The organism is Microvirgula curvata (assembly GCF_054781615.1).
Genome location: NZ_BAAGUB010000031.1, coordinates 13,648 through 33,606 on the forward strand (window position 1 = coordinate 13,648; position 19,959 = coordinate 33,606).

Below are 19,959 nucleotides of genomic sequence, written 5' to 3' on the forward strand. Positions count from 1 at the left end.
GCAATTGCGGGGGGAAGACGTGGTCGATGAGGTGGATCGTATTGCCGCAAGCCGAGGTACCCCTGGGAGGATCAGAACGGACAACGGTAGCGAGTTCATCTCGAAGGTGCTGGATCGCTGGGCTTATGAGCAGCGTACCGAGATGGACTTCTCCCGTCCCGGCAAGCCTACCGATAACGCGTTCATCGAGTCGTTCAACGGCAGCTTCCGCGATGAGTGCCTGAACGCGCACTGGTTTCTGTCACTGGAGGATGCGCAAAACAAGGTCGAAAAATGGCGCCAGGACTACAATGAATTTCGGCCTCACAGCGCCATTGGCAATCTGACGCCAAGCGCATTTGCGGGCCAGTACCGCGTTTTATCCACAGGCGAGCAAGGTGAGAGTTTCTAGTTTTGCCTGGAGTAAATCTTGGGGGCGGATCACCAGGTGAGAGTTTCTAGTTCTGCCTGGAGTAAATCTTGGGGGAGGATCACACCCACATTACTGTTGCGCTGAGCTTGCCGTAGTTTCATTATTCCAAGTGGGCAAGACCTCATATCCGTAGAAATACTGAAGTACTTGTCCCGAAAACGGAAATCGGCATAGCTAAAACAAAATTTGAGCGCGATCATGAATTTTTTTGACAACATATCCATGCGGGCAAAGTTCATTGTCAACTTCCTCGCCAGTGCTAGCATACTGATTGCTGCCATTTTTTTCTGCATCTGGCAGATTCGCATCATCGGTCAGAATACTGATGCCATTGCGAGCAACTGGTTGCCGTCGGTACAGGCTGCAGGAGAAATCAGCCAGCTGCGGCTGCGCTATCGCGTTCGCAGTCTTGAATTCATGCAGCCGAATACGCCAGAGGAGCATGCAAAAATTGCTGGTTCGATGACTGAGCTGAATGGAAAGCTGGAGCAGGCTTTTAAGAAATATGAGCCGCTGATCAGCAGTGCAGAGGAGAAACAGGCCTATGACGGGGCAGTAGCAGCTGCCGTCGGCTATCGTGAGGTCGTTCAGCAGGCGGTTCACCTGATGCAGTCCGGAAAGGAAGATGAAGCGCGGGTCTTGAGCAAGGGGGAGTGGACCAAGCGTGCCAACCTACTGCGTGACCAAACCGATGCGCTGATCAGGATCAACGCTGATGGCGCCAAGGAGGCCGCAGCGGTGGCGGCGGAGAGCGCTGCAGCCGGTATCCGGGATGCGCTGATGGCGCTGCTGCTCGGGGTCGTGATGGCGCTGGCACTGTCCTGGCTATTTGCCAGGAGGGTCACAACCCGCTTGGGCCAGACCATCGTAGCGGCGCAGGCTATATCCAGCGGCGAACTCCATACCACCTTGCCAGCCAGCAGCCGGGATGAGGTGGGCAAGCTCATTGATGCGATGGCCGGTATGCAGATCAGTTTGCGAGCCATTATCAAACAGATCTCGCAGTCGGCCGGCCAATTGGCACATACAGCGCACAGCATGACTGAACAAATGGAGCGACTGGAGCAGGCTTCTAGTTCTGCTAACGAATCGACCTCGTCGGCCGCTGCCGCAATCGAGCAGCTATCGGTCAGCATTGATCACGTGTCCGCGAACGCCCGTGAAACCGAAATCGATTCGCGTGGTGTGGCCGAACTGGCGCAGCAGGGCCGGACCACGGCTCACGATGTATCGGCCAACATTCTTTCCATTTCCGGCGAAATTAGTGCCGCATCGACCCAGGTAGAGTCTCTGGCGGAACGCACGCGCAATATTAGCGGCATTGCCGATACCATCCGTGATATTGCTGACCAGACCAACTTGCTGGCACTGAATGCCGCGATCGAAGCTGCTCGTGCAGGCGAGGCGGGGCGAGGATTCGCGGTGGTCGCGGATGAAGTACGTAAGCTGGCCGAGCGCACTGCGCTGGCCACTAACGAGATCTCGACCATTATCCAGGCTGTAGTCAAAGAAACGGCGACTGTCTCCGAGGTCATGGATCATGTAAATCCGATGGTCGTGGCCGGGGTCACCCAGGTAAACCAGCTAACAGCTTCGCTGGGCGACATCGACGACCGCATGGAGCGAGCGCTGGAGCGTTTCCGCAACGTGGCAGAAGCGGTGACCGAGCAGAGCCAGGCCGGTACCAATCTGGCCGGTGATGTTGAACGGGTGGTGGGTGTGGTCGAGGAGACCCAGTCGACGGTTCAGTTTACCCGCGAGGCGGCGCGGCAGCTTGAATCGCTGGCGCTCGGCCTGCAGCAGGAAGTTGCTCGCTTCTCGATCTGACGCATTCTCAGTTTTTGTCAGGTGTCGGGCGTGCCTTGCCGTGATTTCGGGGAGGCGCGCCATCGTTTTCATAGCAGACGTTCCCGCCAAGATAGCCTGGTATGTCCCTGTACCCCAGTTTTATGACGATGTCAAATATGCGTATATGTTCCGTTGTGGTGTGTTGAGTGTCATATGGCTTGACCGTCTGATGCGGAAATGAATCGTGATTATTAGCGGTAAATTAGGTAAAATTTTCTGCACACGGATGGAGTTTTTATACGTGGCGCTAGCCGGCGATTTTTTTTGAACTTATTCTGGTTCTGCCGCTTCACCCGATAGCGCTGTCCGTGTCCTGTTATTATTTCAATAAATGGATAATCCGTGAAGATTACTGCAAAAATTGTAGCTGTCAGTGTGATTGCATTGGGAGTATTTGTTTACAAAATGGATGTATTGCCATCATTCGGTAATGTAGCTTCACCTTCGGCATCCGCGCCGGGGCAATCGCCCGAAGACGAGGCGCAGAAAACCAAAATGGAACCGTTTATCCAGTGCATCAATGGGGTCGATTCCATCTGGGGTGAGCGTTACCAGATTTATCGCGAGATGTATGCAGACTTTGTACGCAGCGGTCCCGCGCCCAATCTTCGCGCTCGCTTCTACCTGACCATGCATGGCGACCGCTATCAGGGGGCCAAGACCTGCATTGCCGGTCTGGAAAAGGGCATCAAGGCAACGCCGGCCGATCCGGAACTCGACAAGGCCGGAGAGGCCTATCTGCAGACCTTGCGCGAACTGCTGCCGCTGATTACGGAACTTGACACCTACTACGACCAGCAGTCCTATCGCGACGACAACAAGGCGAGGGGCAAGGTGCTGGATACACAGATCGGATCGCTGTTCGAGCGCCTGTTCTCGGCCTCGTCACAGATGCATAAGATCATCAGCGGCCGCAACCTGGATATGCAACGCAAGATGCTGGCAGCCATGGAGAAGGAAAACGGCAAGGACATCTGGTGGCAGACTGAAAACGTGATGCTGCAGGCCCGTGTCGCCGTCGATGCCATCGAGGCGCTATCGACGTCGGGCAAGATGTCCGCAGAGAGCGTGCAGGTGGTCGAAACCGCTTATACCAAGGCTTATGAAGAAGCTAAGGCATATGGTGAAGCCAATCGGCCTGCTGCAGGAACTGCCAAGACGGCTGCAGACCCGTTCTGGTTTGACATTGCTAGCACCGCCGACAGCCTCGCATTGTCGATCAAGACCCTGCGGCGCGATCAGGGAGACGGCAAAAAGAACGTATCGCGTGATCTGGACGATATAACCCGCAGCTTCAACCGGCTGGTCGAGCGCTACAATGAGCGCAACCAGATGCGTCAGCGCTATATTGCGTCGACCGGAAGATAAGCGACAGCGCCGTGCCGGATGCCAGAGGCGCCGGCCGGCACAATTTGATTCACTGCAACGAGATGGTTTTTCGGGAGGGGTCAAGGGCGCCGTAATAATCACAACAAACAGCTCATGTCTGTAATGGATACTCCGATAAACACTACGGGTTTACTTGAACACCGTCATACCAGACAGGGCATACCATGCGCGTTTCCACCCGACTCATTGTCATTCTTCTTGCGAGCTTTCTCGGCCTGCTGTTGCTAGCGGGCTTCTCTCTCTACAGCATCCGGAGCGCGCTTTCCCACGAAAAAGAAACGTTCATCGTCAGCCAACTGAAAGCAGCGGAAGGCATCCTCAAGCACTATGCTGACCAGGAAAAGCTGGGCAAGCTCACCCTGGCGGAAGCCCAGGCCCGTGCAGCGCAGACGCTGAACATGATGAAGTACGACGATTTCTATTACTTCGCCCGCACCCGAGACAACGTGCTGGTCGTACATACCAAGGCCGAGCGCATCGGCAAGGTCGATACCGGCAGTAAACTTCCCGATGGGCGCACCACGGTCGACGCCTATAATGACGCGCTGAAGGGCGGCGTGACCTACGGGCTGACCGAGATCCTGACATCGCGCAAGGGCAGCACGCAGGAGTTGCCGAAACTCAATGGCGTCTTCCGCTTTGAGCCGTGGGGCTGGGTGGTGGGCACCGGCATGTTTACCGACGACATCGCCAAAACCTTCTGGGCCAGCGCGTGGGTGCTGCTGGGCATCGGTTTCGCCGTGCTGGTTGTGGTTGCCGGTCTGGCGCTGACCATGTCGCGGCAGATCGTCGGTGCACTCGGTGGCGAACCAGCCTATGCGGTTCAGGTAGTCGAGGCGATTGCCGGCGGCAATCTGTCCACCGAGATCCAGACCCGCGGCAAGCCGCACAGCCTTCTGGCTGTCATGCACACCATGCAGACCAGTCTGCGCGGCATGATTGAACAGATCTCTCTGTCGTCCCGGCAACTGGCTGAGACCGCACGCAGCATGAATGAGCAGATGGGCAAGCTGGATGTCGCATCGACGGCGGCCAACGAATCGACCTCTTCGGCAGCAGCGGCCATCGAGCAACTGTCGGTTAGTATCGATCACATATCCGAGAACGCACGGGAAACCGAGGTCGATTCGCACGGTGTTGCTGAACTCGCCCAGCAGGGCCGGACCGTCGCCCGTGACGTGTCGGAAAGCATTCGCTCGATTTCCGGTGAGATCGGTACCGCATCAAGCCAGGTGGTGTTGCTGGCCGAACGCACGTGCAATATCAGCGGTATTGCCGATACCATCCGTGATATTGCTGACCAGACAAACTTGCTGGCGCTGAATGCGGCGATTGAAGCTGCACGTGCAGGCGAGGCGGGGCGAGGATTTGCCGTGGTTGCGGACGAAGTACGCAAGCTGGCAGAGCGAACGGCGCAGGCGACTAACGAAATTTCCACCATTATCCAGGCCGTAGTCAAGGAAACAGCGACTGTCTCCGAAGTCATGGATCATGTAAATCCGATGGTCGTGGCCGGGGTCACCCAGGTAAACCAGTTGGCCTCCGCTCTCGGCGAAATCAATGACCGTATGAGCCGGACTTTGGCTCGCTTCCGAAGTGTTGCGGAAGCGGTTGCAGAGCAGAGCCAAGCCGGCACCAATCTGGCCGGCGACGTCGAGCGCGTAGTCGGCGTGGTCGAAGAAACCCAGTCGACAGTGCAATTCTCGCGCGAGGCAGCCAGCCAGCTCGAATCGCTGGCGCTTGGCCTGCAACAGGAAGTATCACGTTTCAGATTGCATTAGGTCAGCGCCCGGTCATCCCCTGCTGACGCACACAGTTACCCCGCTGTTGATCACCTCCTGTGCGCCAGCTTCTCCGCGAGCAGACTCTGCTTCTGAGTTGGTAGGCGGGTAGCCCCACGCCGCAACGGATTCAGGTCGACAACGGCAGTGAATTCATTTCGGTGGCGCTGGATCAATGGGCGTACGAACAAGGCGTCACGCTGGGCTTCTCGCGGCCCGGGAAACCCACGGATAATGCCTTCATCGAGTCGTTCAACGGCAGTCTGCGGGATGAGTGCCTGAACGTGCATTGGTTTCTGTCGCTGGCTGACGCACGTGACAAGATCGAGCGTTGGCGGCAGGATTACAACGAATTCAGGCCGCACAGTTCACTGGGCGACCGGACGGACTCCCAGCGAGTTCCGGCTAGCCCATCTTGAAGCCGGAAATCTCCAGCTTAGACCGCTCGGTTAGTCGGGTGGAGGTCACTGGTGCTGGTGATCGTGGTGATCTGCTTCCCTTGGGTGGGGATACCTCTGCTGGTGTGGGGCCTGATGATGTAGAGATTGTGGGGCTGAATTGTGGGAGCGTTGACAGGCTTGTTTTCTAACACGTGGATTAAAGTGGAAATGGATAGTGGGAATCTTTGACGTAAATCTAAAGCCTGAACTGGAACAGCTTGAATCTGCTGTTGGGCGGGTTGTTGATAATAAGTTTTCACCACTTGTTGAAAGGGCTATTAAGCAGGCAGGTGACAGCCTTAATGGCGTTGTTCTCGAGGCAAGCGTCCAAGTGCAAAGCAATATTCAGACTCTGTCAGACGAGATCCACAATCAGCGTCGTATGACACGTGAGGATATTGAGGGATTGATCGATTACGCAGCCATCAAGATGGGGGAAAGTATTGATCAGCGAGTAGAACGCATTCGGCAGGAAACCTCGGTGTTACTTGAGGAAAAAATTGGAGTGCTGAAAAACGAGTTGAATGATGCAGCCATTCGTAGCAGAAGAACTTTGTATTTCAACCTTTGTGTATCCATTGGGTCGGCGCTGCTAATGGCAGCGATTGGTCTGGTATACAAGAAGATATCACTAGGGCAGTTGGATGTATTTACATTATTCCGAGTCCTGTTGCTTGCATCCGTAGTCGGGACCGGCGCATTTTCATTGCTCAAGCTGATAGGGCAGTGGCGCGGATTGAACCGTGAGAAGAGAAATGTCTCAGTTATTCTCGTGAGTTATCTAGGGGCCATGAGGCCAAACGGTGCTGTTGGATATTTTATGCTATCCATCGCTTTGGCTTCAGTTTGGTTTGTGGTTAATTTTTATGTGTAAGATGCGTAAATATTAATGGCTCTAGTTTTATTGCGCAGTGTGCTGATGTTAAAACTATTGAGCTGGTGTGTGTGGTTTGAATGAAAATCTAGAATAGGCGCCGCCAAAGAATACTCTGCAATTAGTCGTATCGATATGAGGTTGGCAAAATATGAGAGCGTGCAATGAACCCGAAACAAGATTTTAATAATTTGTACTCAGACGTGTCCGAAAGCATAGCGACTGCTATGGCAGAGATTGCAACCCTTAAGGTTGAGCATAAGGATGGCAAGCAAGAGCTCAGCAACATCATGGAAAAGCTGCGTGGTATTCAGGCCCGCTTTGATGATGAACTAAGCCTTCTCGAGCGGCACGCGGAGTGGGATAAATTCACCTTGGCCTTTTTCGGTGAAACCAACGCCGGCAAAAGTACCATCATCGAGTCGTTACGTATCCTGTTCCAAGAAGATTCTCGCCAGCAACTGCTACAACAGAACGCCCATGACTTGGCGAAGTACGAACAGGAGCTTGAAGGTCATGTAAATCTGGTTCGCGAGAGCTTGAACAAGGTTTATGGGGAATACGTAGCTGAAATCATGGCGATTAAACAGAGCTCAGCTGTACTTGCTCGGGTGCTGCAGGAGGAGTCCTCTGCTCGAATGAAACGCAAACTATGGCTATATGCCATCGGTGGTATCGTCGCAGGAGGAGTCGTGACTGCTATGATTGCCATGCTGGCAGGGAGCTAACATGAACAGCGAGATGGAACTGGAAGATCTGTATGAAGAAGCAACATGTGCAACTTCGTCAAAAGATCAAGCCTCCACCATTTTTAACAATCGGCCTGCCATTAAAGCAGTGCAGGCAAAACTGGAAGAACTGTCGAATTTTCTTCTTCCAGCGTTGTTGCAATCTGCGATAACGTGCGAGAAACATAAAGCAAATTTACATCGGGTGGACGGCCGCATCATTGGGACCGGCGAAGCAGATTTCACCAAAGGCAACACCTTCTACACACTCAACTACAAGGGGAAAATCTTTCAGCTGATAGATGTCCCCGGCATCGAGGGTGATGAGATCAAGTATGCGCACATGGTGCGCGAGGCCGTGGCTAAAGCGCATCTGGTTTTTTACGTCAATGGTACAAATAAGAAGCCAGAGAAGGCGACAGCCGAAAAGATTCGTTCTTACTTGCGCCATGGCACTCAGGTTTGCCCTCTTGTTAATGTGCGTGGTAATGCCGACGCTTACGAATTCGAGGAAGATAGAAAGTCGCTGGAAAATCATGAGGGGGCTCGCACTGCATTAAAACAGACGACGGATGTGTTGGAATCAGTGCTGGGTAAAGATGTTTTGCTCGCTGGGTATAGTGTTCAAGGATTGCTTGCATTCTCATCACTAGCAATAAATTCAGTAAATGGGAAAACCACCATTCATCCATCACGTGAAAAGGATTTGGTGATCCAGCAGCGCAACTACCTGAAATACTTTGCGTCGGGAAAAGCGATGTTTGAGTTAAGTCAGATTGGTGCGGTTGCAAAAGTTTTACATGCTAAACAGGTTACCTTTAAAGACGATATTATCGAGAGTAATAAGATCAAGGTTCGTGAACTGCTTGTTGAAAATGTTGACGTTTTGTGTGTGGCACTTAAGGAGCATCGGACTTTTATTGCTAGGGTAATGCCGGAGTTTGAAAAATGCCGAGAATCCATCAGCGGAGCTGTACAGACCTTTGAACGCCTGGTCACTGCAGGACGCAAAAATTTGTGGAGTGAGTTCTTTAACAGTATGAGTGAAAAAGCTGACGAGATTGTGGCCGAAAATTTTGGCGACAACGATCGGATCGCTGCGAAGTTGAAGACGGCTTTTCAAAATCATCAACAAGGCATGGGGCTGCGTCTGCAGGAACAGGTAGAGGAGCAAGTGCAGGTCTTGCAAGAAAGTATAAGCCAGGCAATGAAGCGTCTTATTCAAGATGTTCGGCGCATCGAATTCCAGCAGCGGATTGTCTTCGACGAAGGTGGGCAGAAAGCAAACTACTATGCTACCGAACTGGATATGGATTTGAGTTTAAAAGATTGGGGCTCGATTGCTTTTAATATAGGCTCATATGCGTTGGCAGGTGCAGGGATCGGATCGGTGTTTCCTGTGATAGGTAATATGATTGGGGCGGTCGCTGGTGCTGTGGTGGGGCTTTTAGTCAGTGCCCTAGGTTTCCTTACTAGTAAGGAGAAGCGCATTCGCAAAGCCCAAGCCCAAGTACAGGAGAAAATTGATGAAATGCGCGACCAAGCGATGGGTAGGCTCTCCGACGAGTTGAGCAACTTGATGAGTCTTGTTCGCAAGGAAGTAAATGAAACAACGTTGAGTCAGATTGATGCTATCTATGCCAGTCTGTCCCGTCCACTCGACATAATTCAGCAGCAGATTATGCTGATGACCGATGTAAAAGACAAAATTGAGAAAATGCCTCATGGAACAATTCAAGCAATTCAACGTTGAAAAGCAAACGGCCATCGAAAGCCTTGAAAATTTGCGGGGAGTCCTCCTGGACCTCGGCGATATAGGCATTGATGTACAGGAAGATTTGCAGAAAATCGAGGCAGCGTTGGGGGCCATCGAGTCGGATGTGCTGCGTATCGCGCTGCTGGGAGCATTCTCCGATGGTAAAACCAGCGTAATCGCTGCATGGCTTGGCAAGATCATGGATGACATGAAGATCGACATGGACGAGTCTTCTGACCGGCTAGCGATCTATAAACCCGAAGGGCTACCGGGCCAATGCGAAATCGTGGATACCCCTGGGCTTTTTGGCGACAAGACCTTCGCAGGTGAACAGGTAATGTATGAGGATGTGACCAAACGTTACATTTCCGAAGCTCACCTGATCCTCTATGTGGTTGATGCTACTAACCCCCTCAAGGAAAGCCATAGCACCATCGCTAAGTGGATTTTGCGTGATCTCAACAAACTGTCGTCCACAGTTTTCGTGATCAACAAGATGGACGAAGTGGCTGATCTGACTGAACAGGCGCTGTTCGACGAACAGGCAGCCATCAAGAAAGATAACCTTAAGTCCAAGCTACAACGAGCAGCAAACCTAACTGCGGTGGAACTGGCTCAACTGAATATTGTCTGCATTGCCTCCAACCCCAATGGCCGTGGTTTAGGGTTCTGGTTCGGCAAGCCGGAGCACTATGAGAGCCGTTCTCGCATCAATAATCTCAAAGCAATGACCAGCCGTATTTTACAGGCTAACGTGCCTGAGGTACTCATTGCTAAAACCGGCCTGGACGTTGTGCGCGATGTCGTGGGACAGAAGCTCGACTTGGCGAAGGTGCAGTTGAGCAATCTGGCATCGTATGAGCGACAGAATCGGGAAGAGTCCGCACGCATTCAAGGGGATATCAATCAGGGGAGAAGCGAGGTGAAGCGCTTGGCCGGCGAACTCTTCAACGAATTGCAAGCCATGGAGAGTCAGATGCTGGGGCGCTTGCGTCCATTGTCGCTAGAAGATATCCGTGGCTTTCTTGATGAAGATATTGGCTATATGGAAGAGGGTGCCGGCTACAAACTTCACCTGAAGATCAAAACTACAATCGATCGCTTCTTCGATCAGTCATCCTCTGTAACAAGCCGTATTTCCCTCGACATTAGCAGGCAGCTCGACTCAAGCGAGAGATTTCTTGACGCGATGAGTGAAGGGGCTCTGAAGTCGGTTGGCGGGGCTCTTAAGGGGGTATCTCGGCTGGACCCTTCTGTCATCAAGGGGACAATTTTTGCTGCTCGCGATGCACTGGGCCAAGTGACCGGCATGGCAATCAAGTTCAAACCCTGGGAAGCGACCAAGCTTGCAGGCGCCATTTCCAAGTGGGCTGGCCCAGCTGGGGCAGCCATTTCATTGGGGACAGATATTTATAAGGCGTACAAGGAGCACGAGTTAGAGCAGGAGCTAAAACAAGCCAAGGATGCCATCGCCAGTGTAATTAAGAACGCATATAAAGACATTTACGATCTCATCAGCCATGACGAAAATATGTTCGAATTCTTTGCTCCTCAATTGAAAGAGTTTGAGAAAGTCGTCCATGAAATGAGAGAGGGTGCCGAACTGATTCGAACCAACCGGAACAAGATCGTGAGTATCCAGGAGCGCCTGAACAGCCTCTCCTTGCGAGGGCAGGCCGATATACGAGTGGATTGCCGCAGTGATGAGGCAAAGATCGGCGTGCACACCTTGTAGTCACTGCTCTCGCTTGCAGCGGGGCGTGCCTACAAGTTGGCCAGCAAATAGGAAAATTGATGACGGGGCTTGTTTGTGCTTTTATCTTCATTATGTTGTGGTTATTGATAGGGAGACACTATGAAGCACTATGTGCACTTTTCCGAGCAGGCAATTACCCAGCTTTTGCTAAATGGTTTCGAGGCTTTTGTGATCAGTCATGGTAACAATAAGCGTAGTGGCATTGAAATGCATGCATCGCTGTACGGTTGGCAGGAGGAAACCAGCCGTACCTTGCATCATCACATCGAATTTTTATCAGTAGATACATGGTAATCCCCCCGACAAGTAAGCGTCGCGAGAAGTAGAATTTTCTAGCCGCAGCACCTTAGGGGATTTTGCATGAAGACCTCCCGATTCACAGACAGCCAGATCATCGCCATCCTGAAGCAGGCCGAGGCCGGTACGCCGGTTCCGGAACTATGCCGTGAGCACGGTATGAGCAGTGCCAGCTTCTACAAATGGCGGGCAAAATATGGCGGCATGGATGCGGCGCTGATGACACGGATGAAGGAGCTGGAGGCAGAGAATGCCCGGCTCAAGAAGATGTACGCCGAGGAGCGCCTGAAGGCCGACGTCCTGAAAGAAGCCATCGAAAAAAAGTGGTAAAGCCATCTCATCGACGTGAGATGGCTATGCGTGCCGTGCGGGATCGCTCCCTGACCGTTAAGGCGGCCTGTGCGGCGTTTGGTGTGAGTGAGACCTGCTACCGATATCGTGCCAAGGGCTCGGTAGAGAACGAGCTTATTGCCGATTGGCTGGTCAGGCTGGCCCACAACCAGCGCAACTGGGGCTTCGGCCTGTGCTTCCTGTACCTGCGTAACGTCAAGGGCTTTGGCTGGAACCACAAGCGCGTGTATCGCATTTACCGGCAGTTGGAACTGAACCTGCGTATCAAGCCGCGCAAGCGGCTGGTTCGAGAGCAACCGGAGCCGCTGGTGGTACCACAGGCATTGAATGAAAGCTGGTCGATGGACTTTATGCACGACCAATTAGCCGATGGCCGTAGCATCCGGCTCTTCAACGTTATCGACGACTTCAACCGCGAGGGGCTGTGCATCGATGTGGGCTTCTCTCTGCCGTCACTACGGGTGATTCGGGCGCTGGAGCAGATCATCGAGTGGCGTGGTCGACCACAGGCGATTCGGTGCGACAACGGCCCTGAATACGTCAGCGGAGCGTTGAAAGGCTGGGCCGAAAAGCGCGGGATCAGGCTGCAGTTCATCCAGCCAGGCAAGCCCCAGCAGAACGCCTATATCGAGCGGTACAACCGAACCGTACGGTATGACTGGCTGGCGCATTACCTGTTCGAAACCGTCGCGGAGGTCCAGGACTACGCCACGAAATGGCTATGGTCGTACAATCACGAACGCCCGAACATGGCCCTCGGTGGCATTACACCGAAACAACGATTGGCCATCATGGCCTAGCCTCTACTTCTGGCGACCGCTAAAAATGGGGGGAGTACCGTGGTAACTTTAATTATGACTTTTGCATGCTGCAATTTTGCTGCAGTTGGCCCGGTAAAATCAGGTAAGATGAAGTAATGCAGGGTAGGCTAATTATTTGATTTTATTGAAAATAGCCGTTGATTTTGGCCTCATTTATCTGATTCGTAATCAGTAGGTCGAGTGTTCGATTCACTTCAACGGCACCAGTAGAATCAAGGGGTTAGCGAAAGCTAACCCCTTTTTTGCGTGGTATTTTAGACGGCTTATTAGACAGTATTGTCTGATAAATAATGTCACTTTGCAGTCTTGTATTGAGGCTTGCTCAAAGTCCTCGGGACTGACTCCGCCCAGATGGAGATGACGGCGGTTGCGATTGGTGAAATTGGGCCCGCAGATCACAGGATCTCGCTCTTGGTTTCCAAGTAACTCGCTGGCATGTTCGCTCCTGCCGGGCCGTACTGCCTTGATCCACTTGTAGAGGCTATGCGCGTACACGCCAAAGGCGGGCCGAGAATTCAGCGACAGCGTAGCCTTGTCCGACGATCTGCCGGACCGCTTCTTCCTTGAGTTCCAGGGTAAAGCGCTGGGACTGCATGGGCTTTCTCCCATGCTCGGATTGTTGACCGAGAGTGCCCATGGACCCTGGGGCAGTCCATGGCGGGTCAAACGATGCTCATGTCAAAAGTGATGTCTATTGGTACTATCTATGTCGTTATGCTTTTTTGGTAACCATTGAGATCTTGTGTGCGTTCATCCCGCGCCTGCAGCTAAGGGTTTGTAGATTTTTCAGTAGGGTGCATCAGGACATCGGTGGCAGACCAAATCGCTGCAGATGGAAAAGAAATGGACCGGATTGGAGGTCAGATGGAAGAAAATATCCTTGAATCGGCAGGAACGCCGGCACAGCCGTGTTGCGTGTGGATTCAGGTCACGCTAGCAAGCAAGGTGAATCTGGCCGACTTCCAGAATGCGGTGCCGGTCGTGCGCGAGCTGTCTGTGATCAATGAGACGGGGGCCGACGTTAAGGAGCTGCTGCTAACGGCCGCATCCGAGCCTCCATTTCTTAAACCCAAAGCCTGGCACATTGACCATGTCGGCGCTGGTCAGACAGTCCGTATCAATGACCTTGACCTGTCGCTTGACGGTGCTCTGCTCGGACGTCTGACTGAGTCCGAGAAGGCTGTCGTCACGTTCAGCCTTACAACAGGGCTGGACGCTACCGCTGAGCTCGCGTCCAGTGAGTCAACAGTCGAATTGCTCCCGCGTAATCAATGGGGTGGTTTGTCAGCGCTGCCTGACATGGTCGCTGCGTTCGTCCAGCCTAACGAGCCTGCCATTGAGCGCATCTTGAAGCAGGCTGCCGAAGTTCTCAGGAAGGCTGGCAAGCCTGGAGCGATTGACGGCTATCAAGGTGGTGCGCGGCGTGCATGGGAACTTGCCTCTGCCATCTGGAACGCAATTGGAGCCATGGGGCTCGACTACGCCTTGCCACCGGCCAGTTTCGAACAGACGGGTCAAAAAGTGCGTAGTTCCAGCCAGGTTGCCGACTCAGGGCTTGGCACCTGCCTCGACCTTGCATTATTCATGTGTGCAGCTCTGGAACAGGCTGGCTTGAATTCTGTGCTGGTGTTTACCAAGGGGCATGCATTTCCGGGGGTCTGGCTCAAAGCCGAAGAATTCTCTACCTCCGTTGTCGACGATGTTACTGCATTGCGCAAACGCGTGAAGCTGAAGGAAATGGTGCTTTTCGAGACGACCCTGCTCACGCAACGGCCGCTGCCTACCTTCAGCTATGCCATTGGCCGTGGCGAAGAACAGATTTCAGAGGAAGAGGAGCAGAATTTCCAACTGGCCGTTGACATCCAGCGAGCCCGCCTTCAACGAATCAAACCACTGGCTAGCGAACAGGCGGTCGCGCGAGGAATGCTCGGTACAGAGTCCGCGAACATTCAGTCGGTGTTTGAGGATGCGCCGGACCTGCCGGACGAACTGGATGATGAAAAACCAAGCACAGTGGTTGAGCGCCCTGAAGACCGTCTGACCCGATGGCAGCGCAAGCTACTTGACCTTTCGCTGCGTAACAGTCTCCTCAGCTTCAAGGCCGGCAAGAAGTCATTGAAACTCGATGCCCCTGACCCCGGCCACCTCGAAGATATTCTGGCAGAAGGGCATGCTCTTAAGCTGTTGACCCGTCCAGACTTGATGGATGGAAACGATCCCCGCAGCCAGGCCATTCATGAAGGGAGGGTGCGCGAGAATATTCGCCGCCAGCATGCACTCGACGCATTGAAGCGCAAGGAGGTCTTCGTTGGCCTAGCGCAGGACGAAATGGACTCGCGCCTTGTTGAGCTGTTTCGTTCTTCGCGGACCTCTCTTCAGGAGGGGGGCTCCAATACGCTGTACCTCGCACTTGGCTTCCTATCATGGACCCGTGATGAAAAAGAAGACAAAAGGTACCGCGCTCCTCTCATTCTGGTTCCGGTGTCGCTGGAACGCCGCAGCGTACGCTCTGGTTTCAGTCTGAAGCTGCACGACGATGAGTCGCGTTTTAATCCGACGCTCCTCGAAATGCTGCGTCAAGACTTCGAGCTCGAGCTTGGTGTGCAGGATACCGAGTTGCCAAAGGATGATTCTGGGCTAGATGTTGCGGGTATCTGGAAGACCGTTTCCAATGCGGTTAAGGACATCAAAGGGTGGGAGGTTGTTGAGGATGTTGTACTCGCCACATTCTCGTTCGCCAAGCACCTGATGTGGAAGGACCTGACGGAGTGCACTGAACAGCTGAAGCAGAATGCGGTTGTCTGTCACCTTATCGAAACGCCACGCGATTCGTATGAAAGCAGCGTTGAATTTCCTGATGTTCGGAAGCTTGATGTTGAGTTGCCCGTGAAGCAGACCTTCTGCCCGCTGCCTGCAGACTCGTCGCAATTGTCGGCAGTCGTGGCTGGCAGTCAGGGTAAGGACTTCGTACTGATTGGGCCGCCGGGTACCGGCAAGAGCCAAACCATCTCGAACCTCATCGCGCAGTGTCTTGCGGAACGCAAGCGCGTGCTCTTCGTTTCCGAAAAGATGGCTGCACTCGATGTTGTTTATCGGCGTCTCGCGGATGTCGGCCTAGGCAATTTTTGTCTTGAACTTCACTCGAGCAAAGCGCGCAAGACGGACGTACTAGAGCAACTTCGTAGGTCATGGGATGCTGCTGCTGAGATGGCTCCAGATGAATGGCATGCGGAAGCTGCACGGCTTGAGGGGCTTCGGTCGCAACTGAACCGCTATGTCGAACATTTGCACACTCGGCATTTGAACGGGCTAAGCGTTTACGAGGCTATCGGTAAGGTAGTTGTCGGCCACGATCTGCCCCTTCTCCAGCTATCCTGGCCGTCTGCGCAAGTCCACGACGCGGCAGCCATGCGCGTCCTGCGTGAGGCGGCAGAGTTACTTGATGTCCATGCCAAGGTGATGGGAGAGGGACAGCTCACTGCTAATCCGCTAGCACATGTTGCTCAGACCGAATGGTCGCCCCTTTGGCAGGCCAAACTGCTGGAAGCCGCTCGGCACGTCGGGCCCACTGTCCGCAAATTTGAGGCTGCTGCCGCTGCGCTTACCGCTGCCATTGGGCTGCCGGTATTGCAACTGGAGCCACGTGTCCGCGATGGGCTTCGGTTGCTTGTAGAGACACTGCCGGCGGCATCAGGCCACGACTGGCAGTTTGTTTTGCTCCCTGATGCGAAGACGATTGCTGACAGCCTGCGTCAGGCCGTTCCGTTGGTTGAGCGTTATCGTGAGTTGCATGGCTCTCTGTCGTCGCCTTGTAGCAATCAGGTGCTGGAAGACATTCGCCTCGGTATCGCGCAGCTTTCCCGTTATTTTGAGCTTCACGCGCAACTCTCGCCACCGTGGAATGAGACGCTTCGGGCGCGGCTGGCTTCGGGCATTGAGCTGTTGCGCAACCGACAGGAGCTTCTGAGCCAGCTGACCCTTCCTTACAAGGAAGGGATTCCGACTGCCACTGTGCAGCAGCTTCAGGCAGAGTGGCGAGAATTGCAGAGTTCGTCATGGCCAATGAGCGTGATGCGGCGTCGTGCGTTGACTCGGAAGCTCAAGGAGCTGGCAACAGGAGGAGCTGAACCGAACATTGGCCCCGATATTGAACGTCTCGGAAAGATTGACGCACTCCAAGCCGAGATAAAACCCCTCGACGACCTTTCTCTGCTCACGTCCAATGCATGGGCTGGGTTGAAGACAGAGCTGGACGTTGCCCGCGCATCGCTCGGTTTCCAGGTGGCTCTTGAACAGGCCCGCGCTCGGCAGGCATGGGAAGATATTGGCCTTGACCCGGTGAGCCGGGGGCAATGTGGCGATGTCGCGCGCGAAGACCTCCAGCGCATGCGAGAAATGCGCCAGATTGACCAGGTTGTAAACCGGTTGGCCGCACTCGGCAGTGAAACCGATAGTGTCTGGTCGGGCTATGAAACGGACCTGGCCGTCGCGAAAGCCTTTGTCATCTATCAGGGCGCATTGGCGGCCGCCCGCAACAACAGCACATGGCAGGACGATGGGTTTGGTGCCGTTGAAAATGGGCGGGCTGGGGCCACTGCCGCAGCTGATCTAAGAAAGATGCGCGAACTGGTCTTGCTGCGTGGGCGCTTGCAGGAATTCGAAGACCTTTCAGCCAAGACGTCTGGGCTGTGGAACGGGCTGCAAACGAAGCTGGAGGCAGTCGAAGCTGTCCTCAGGTTCTTTGAAACATTGTCTGGTGCACTCGCCATTCTCGCGAGTACACCCGAAGCACTTGCGGCCGTTAAGGCTCCGGTTGCATTGCTGTTGGGCAACAGCAACGGCCTACTTGAGCCGACTGGCGCTATTGCCAGAGAGGGGCAGGTCTATGCTGATGCGTTGCATGCTCTGGATGAGGCCGTCACGCACTTCTCTGTTGCGAGCGGACTGCCTGAGCCGGACAAGACAACGCTTGGGGGGCTGCTGCCACTGCAGGTCATGCAGCGCGCGGACGACGTCCTGAACACATCGAACCGATTGAACGCATGGTGTGCGTGGTGCAAGGCCCGTCAAGAGGCATTTGCACTGGGACTGGCAAATATCGTCACGGGTCTTGAGCAAGGCACCATCCAGCTTGGCCGAGTCAAGGAAACCTTCGAAACGGACTACTGTCGTTGGTGGCTGAATGCGGTTGTCGACGCTGACGAAGTTCTCCGAACATTTGTTTCTGCTGAACACGAGAAGCGGATTCGTGATTTCCGAGAGCTGGACGAGCGTTTCATCGGTCTCACTCAGGCATTGGTCCGTGCACAGCTTTCCGCTGGCCATCCTGCGCCTGACCGCGTATCTCGCGGTTCCGAGTGGGGGCTACTGCGCTATGAGATGCAGAAGAAGACCCGCCATCTGCCGCTGCGTGAGCTAATGGCGCAAGCGTCGGATGCTGTCATGCGCCTGACGCCGTGCCTGCTCATGAGTCCGCTGTCTATCGCCCAGTATTTGCCGGCGGAAACCGCGAATTTTGACGTCGTTGTTTTCGATGAGGCGTCGCAGATTCCGGTGTGGGATGCTATCGGCGCAATGGCGCGCGGGAAACAGGTCATCATGGTCGGAGACCCGAAGCAGCTGCCGCCAACGAGCTTCTTTGACCGCGCGGAATCCGATGTCGACGACAGTGATGTCGAGACTGAGCTCGAAAGCATTCTTGAAGAGTGTATCGGTGCAAACCTGCCCACGATGAAGCTGTCGTGGCACTACCGGAGCCGCCACGAAAGCCTGATTGCGTTCTCTAACTATCGTTATTACGACGGGGATCTGGTTACGTTCCCGAGTCCTGTGACCAACGACCGTGCTGTGAGCTTCAATCATGTGCCGAACGGGCAATACGAGCGCGGCGGTGCACGGACAAACAAACTGGAAGCGAAAGCATTGGTAGCGGACCTCGTCGGCAAGCTGAAGTCGCCGAGATTCCGCGAAAGCGGACTGACCATTGGCGTTGTCACGTTCAATGCCGAGCAGCAAACGCTCATCGAGAACCTGCTGGATGACGAACGCCGTAAGGACCCTTCCATCGAACCGTACTTCCTTGAGACCCAGACGGAGCCGGTCTTCGTCAAGAATCTGGAAAGTGTGCAGGGTGATGAGCGCGACATCATGTACTTCTCCATCACTTATGGCCCAGGTATTGATGGTTCGATGCCCATGAACTTCGGTCCGTTGAACCAGCAGGGCGGTGAACGACGACTGAACGTTGCCATTACCCGTGCTCGCCAGGAGCTTCGGGTGTTCGGAAGCTTCCAGCCGGAACAGATGGATCTGTCAAGAACGCAGGCGCTGGGAGTGCGGGACCTGAAGCACTTCCTTGAGTTTGCGGACCGTGGTGCGCGTGCACTTGGCGAGGCCGTTGTTGGCAGCATTGGTGATTTTGATAGCCTGTTCGAGAAAAGCGTCTCTGCAACGCTTGCTGAAAAGGGATGGATTTTGCACTCGCAGGTCGGTGTGTCTGCATTTCGCATTGACCTTGGCGTCGTTGACCCTGACGCACCGGGTCGTTATTTGGCCGGTGTTGAATGCGATGGGGCAACCTACCATCGTTCGGCGACGGCCCGGGATCGCGACAAGCTCCGTGAGCAGGTATTGCGAGGCTTGGGATGGGAAATCCTGCGAATCTGGTCGACTGACTGGTGGATTGACATGCCTGGTACCGTCGAAAAAATTCATGGGCAACTTGAGTCACTTCTGGCTGAACAACGTGTGGTGCGGGCAAAAGAAGCAGAAGACGCTGCAATACTTGCACGGCAAGCTATTGCTGGGGCCATGGCAACCTCGAGCGAGGGCTCGACTGGCGCATTGTCAGGCGGTATCGAAAAGCCCGTCATACCGGAGAACGATGCGGATGTCTCGTCATTGACCTATGCACAAAACGCTTGCGCCGTATCCAATAATGCATCGTCGGAGGCGCGGTTCATTGAAGTGGACCTGGCATTGACCGGTTTCGAAGTCGACGCAGAAGCGTTCTTCGAGGTGGCGTACAACCCGCGTCTTCTCTGCATGATTGAGCACGTGGTGAGCGTCGAAGGCCCAGTTCTGGATGAGGTTCTGGCACGCCGCATTGCACGCCTGCATGGTTGGGGGCGCACAGGTGCGCGCATCCAGGACCGGGTCGTTCGCCTAGCATCCCTGCACTACGAGAGTGAGGCGGAAGACGTTGGTACATTCTTCTGGCCCAAAGGCAGTGACGTTGCCGGGGCGACTCGGTTCCGGCGTCCAGCAGTAGGCTCGGTGCGTTCGGTCGATGAGATTTCATTGACCGAGTTAAAGGCACTGGCGTTCGAGATGAGGGATGCAGGACATGACAAGGAGTCGGGTGTTCTGGCCATGTCGCGTGAAATTGGCTTGCGAAAACTCAGCGCAATAAGCCGGAGTCGATTGGAGCGTGCTTGGGGGGGCATGGTCAAGAGCCTCGAAGTATGAGGCCGGCTGTTGCCCAGTGGGATCCTGAGGGCTCGACAG

At 54.3% G+C, this 19,959-nt stretch carries 10 protein-coding genes, 1 tRNA gene and 3 pseudogenes; 13 read left to right on the forward strand and 1 reads right to left on the reverse strand.

Features of this window, described 5'->3' with window-relative positions:
* Positions 1–7: 7 nt before the first annotated feature.
* From ACYVG8_RS13555 to ACYVG8_RS13610, 12 genes and pseudogenes are all read left to right on the forward strand, one after another.
* Positions 8–391: pseudogene (locus ACYVG8_RS13555) on the forward strand (integrase core domain-containing protein); the annotation flags it as partial.
* A 219-nt stretch (positions 392–610) separates the two neighbouring features.
* Positions 611–2,239 carry a methyl-accepting chemotaxis protein gene (locus ACYVG8_RS13560; protein WP_460746046.1) on the forward strand — a complete coding sequence of 543 codons (1,629 nt, stop codon included), beginning with the start codon at positions 611–613 and terminating at the stop codon, positions 2,237–2,239.
* Between the two features lie 363 nt (positions 2,240–2,602).
* A complete protein-coding gene (locus ACYVG8_RS13565) occupies positions 2,603–3,628 on the forward strand; it encodes a DUF3829 domain-containing protein (RefSeq protein ID WP_460746047.1) in 1,026 nt (341 codons plus the stop codon).
* A 185-nt stretch (positions 3,629–3,813) separates the two neighbouring features.
* The gene (locus ACYVG8_RS13570) at positions 3,814–5,430 is read left to right on the forward strand and encodes a methyl-accepting chemotaxis protein (protein WP_460746049.1); all 1,617 of its coding nucleotides are present in this window, start codon (positions 3,814–3,816) and stop codon (positions 5,428–5,430) included.
* A gap of 119 nt (positions 5,431–5,549) precedes the next feature.
* A pseudogene (locus ACYVG8_RS13575) lies at positions 5,550–5,849 on the forward strand (integrase core domain-containing protein); the annotation flags it as partial.
* Between the two features lie 196 nt (positions 5,850–6,045).
* Entirely contained in the window at positions 6,046–6,744 is a 699-nt protein-coding gene (locus tag ACYVG8_RS13580; protein WP_460746050.1) for a hypothetical protein, read from the forward strand.
* A 164-nt stretch (positions 6,745–6,908) separates the two neighbouring features.
* A complete protein-coding gene (locus ACYVG8_RS13585; protein ID WP_460746051.1) occupies positions 6,909–7,472 on the forward strand; it encodes a dynamin-like protein LeoC in 564 nt (187 codons plus the stop codon).
* A gap of 1 nt (position 7,473) precedes the next feature.
* On the forward strand, positions 7,474–9,225 hold the full coding sequence (locus tag ACYVG8_RS13590) for a hypothetical protein (protein ID WP_460746053.1): 1,752 nt from the start codon (positions 7,474–7,476) through the stop codon (positions 9,223–9,225).
* Positions 9,197–10,963, forward strand: a complete 1,767-nt coding sequence (locus ACYVG8_RS13595; RefSeq protein ID WP_460746054.1) for a LeoA/HP0731 family dynamin-like GTPase — start codon at positions 9,197–9,199, stop codon at positions 10,961–10,963. Before ACYVG8_RS13590 ends, ACYVG8_RS13595 begins: the two co-directional genes overlap by 29 nt.
* 120 nt (positions 10,964–11,083) lie before the next feature.
* Complete coding sequence (locus ACYVG8_RS13600) at positions 11,084–11,278, forward strand: hypothetical protein (RefSeq protein WP_460746055.1); 195 nt, start codon at positions 11,084–11,086, stop codon at positions 11,276–11,278.
* A gap of 66 nt (positions 11,279–11,344) precedes the next feature.
* Positions 11,345–12,432 (forward strand): IS3 family transposase gene (locus tag ACYVG8_RS13605; RefSeq protein WP_460746057.1). Its coding sequence is split into 2 segments (ribosomal slippage): positions 11,345–11,597 and positions 11,597–12,432, totalling 1,089 coding nucleotides; the frame shifts between segments, so codons are not numbered across the junction.
* A 154-nt stretch (positions 12,433–12,586) separates the two neighbouring features.
* Positions 12,587–12,659 (forward strand) — tRNA-OTHER (locus ACYVG8_RS13610).
* A 192-nt stretch (positions 12,660–12,851) separates the two neighbouring features.
* Here ACYVG8_RS13610 and ACYVG8_RS13615 read toward each other — a convergent pair.
* Positions 12,852–13,048: pseudogene (locus ACYVG8_RS13615) on the reverse strand (transposase); the annotation flags it as partial.
* 269 nt (positions 13,049–13,317) lie between these two features.
* Here ACYVG8_RS13615 and ACYVG8_RS13620 point away from each other — a divergent pair.
* Entirely contained in the window at positions 13,318–19,920 is a 6,603-nt protein-coding gene (locus ACYVG8_RS13620; RefSeq protein ID WP_460746058.1) for a DUF3320 domain-containing protein, read from the forward strand.
* The last annotated feature ends 39 nt before the right edge of the window (positions 19,921–19,959 follow it).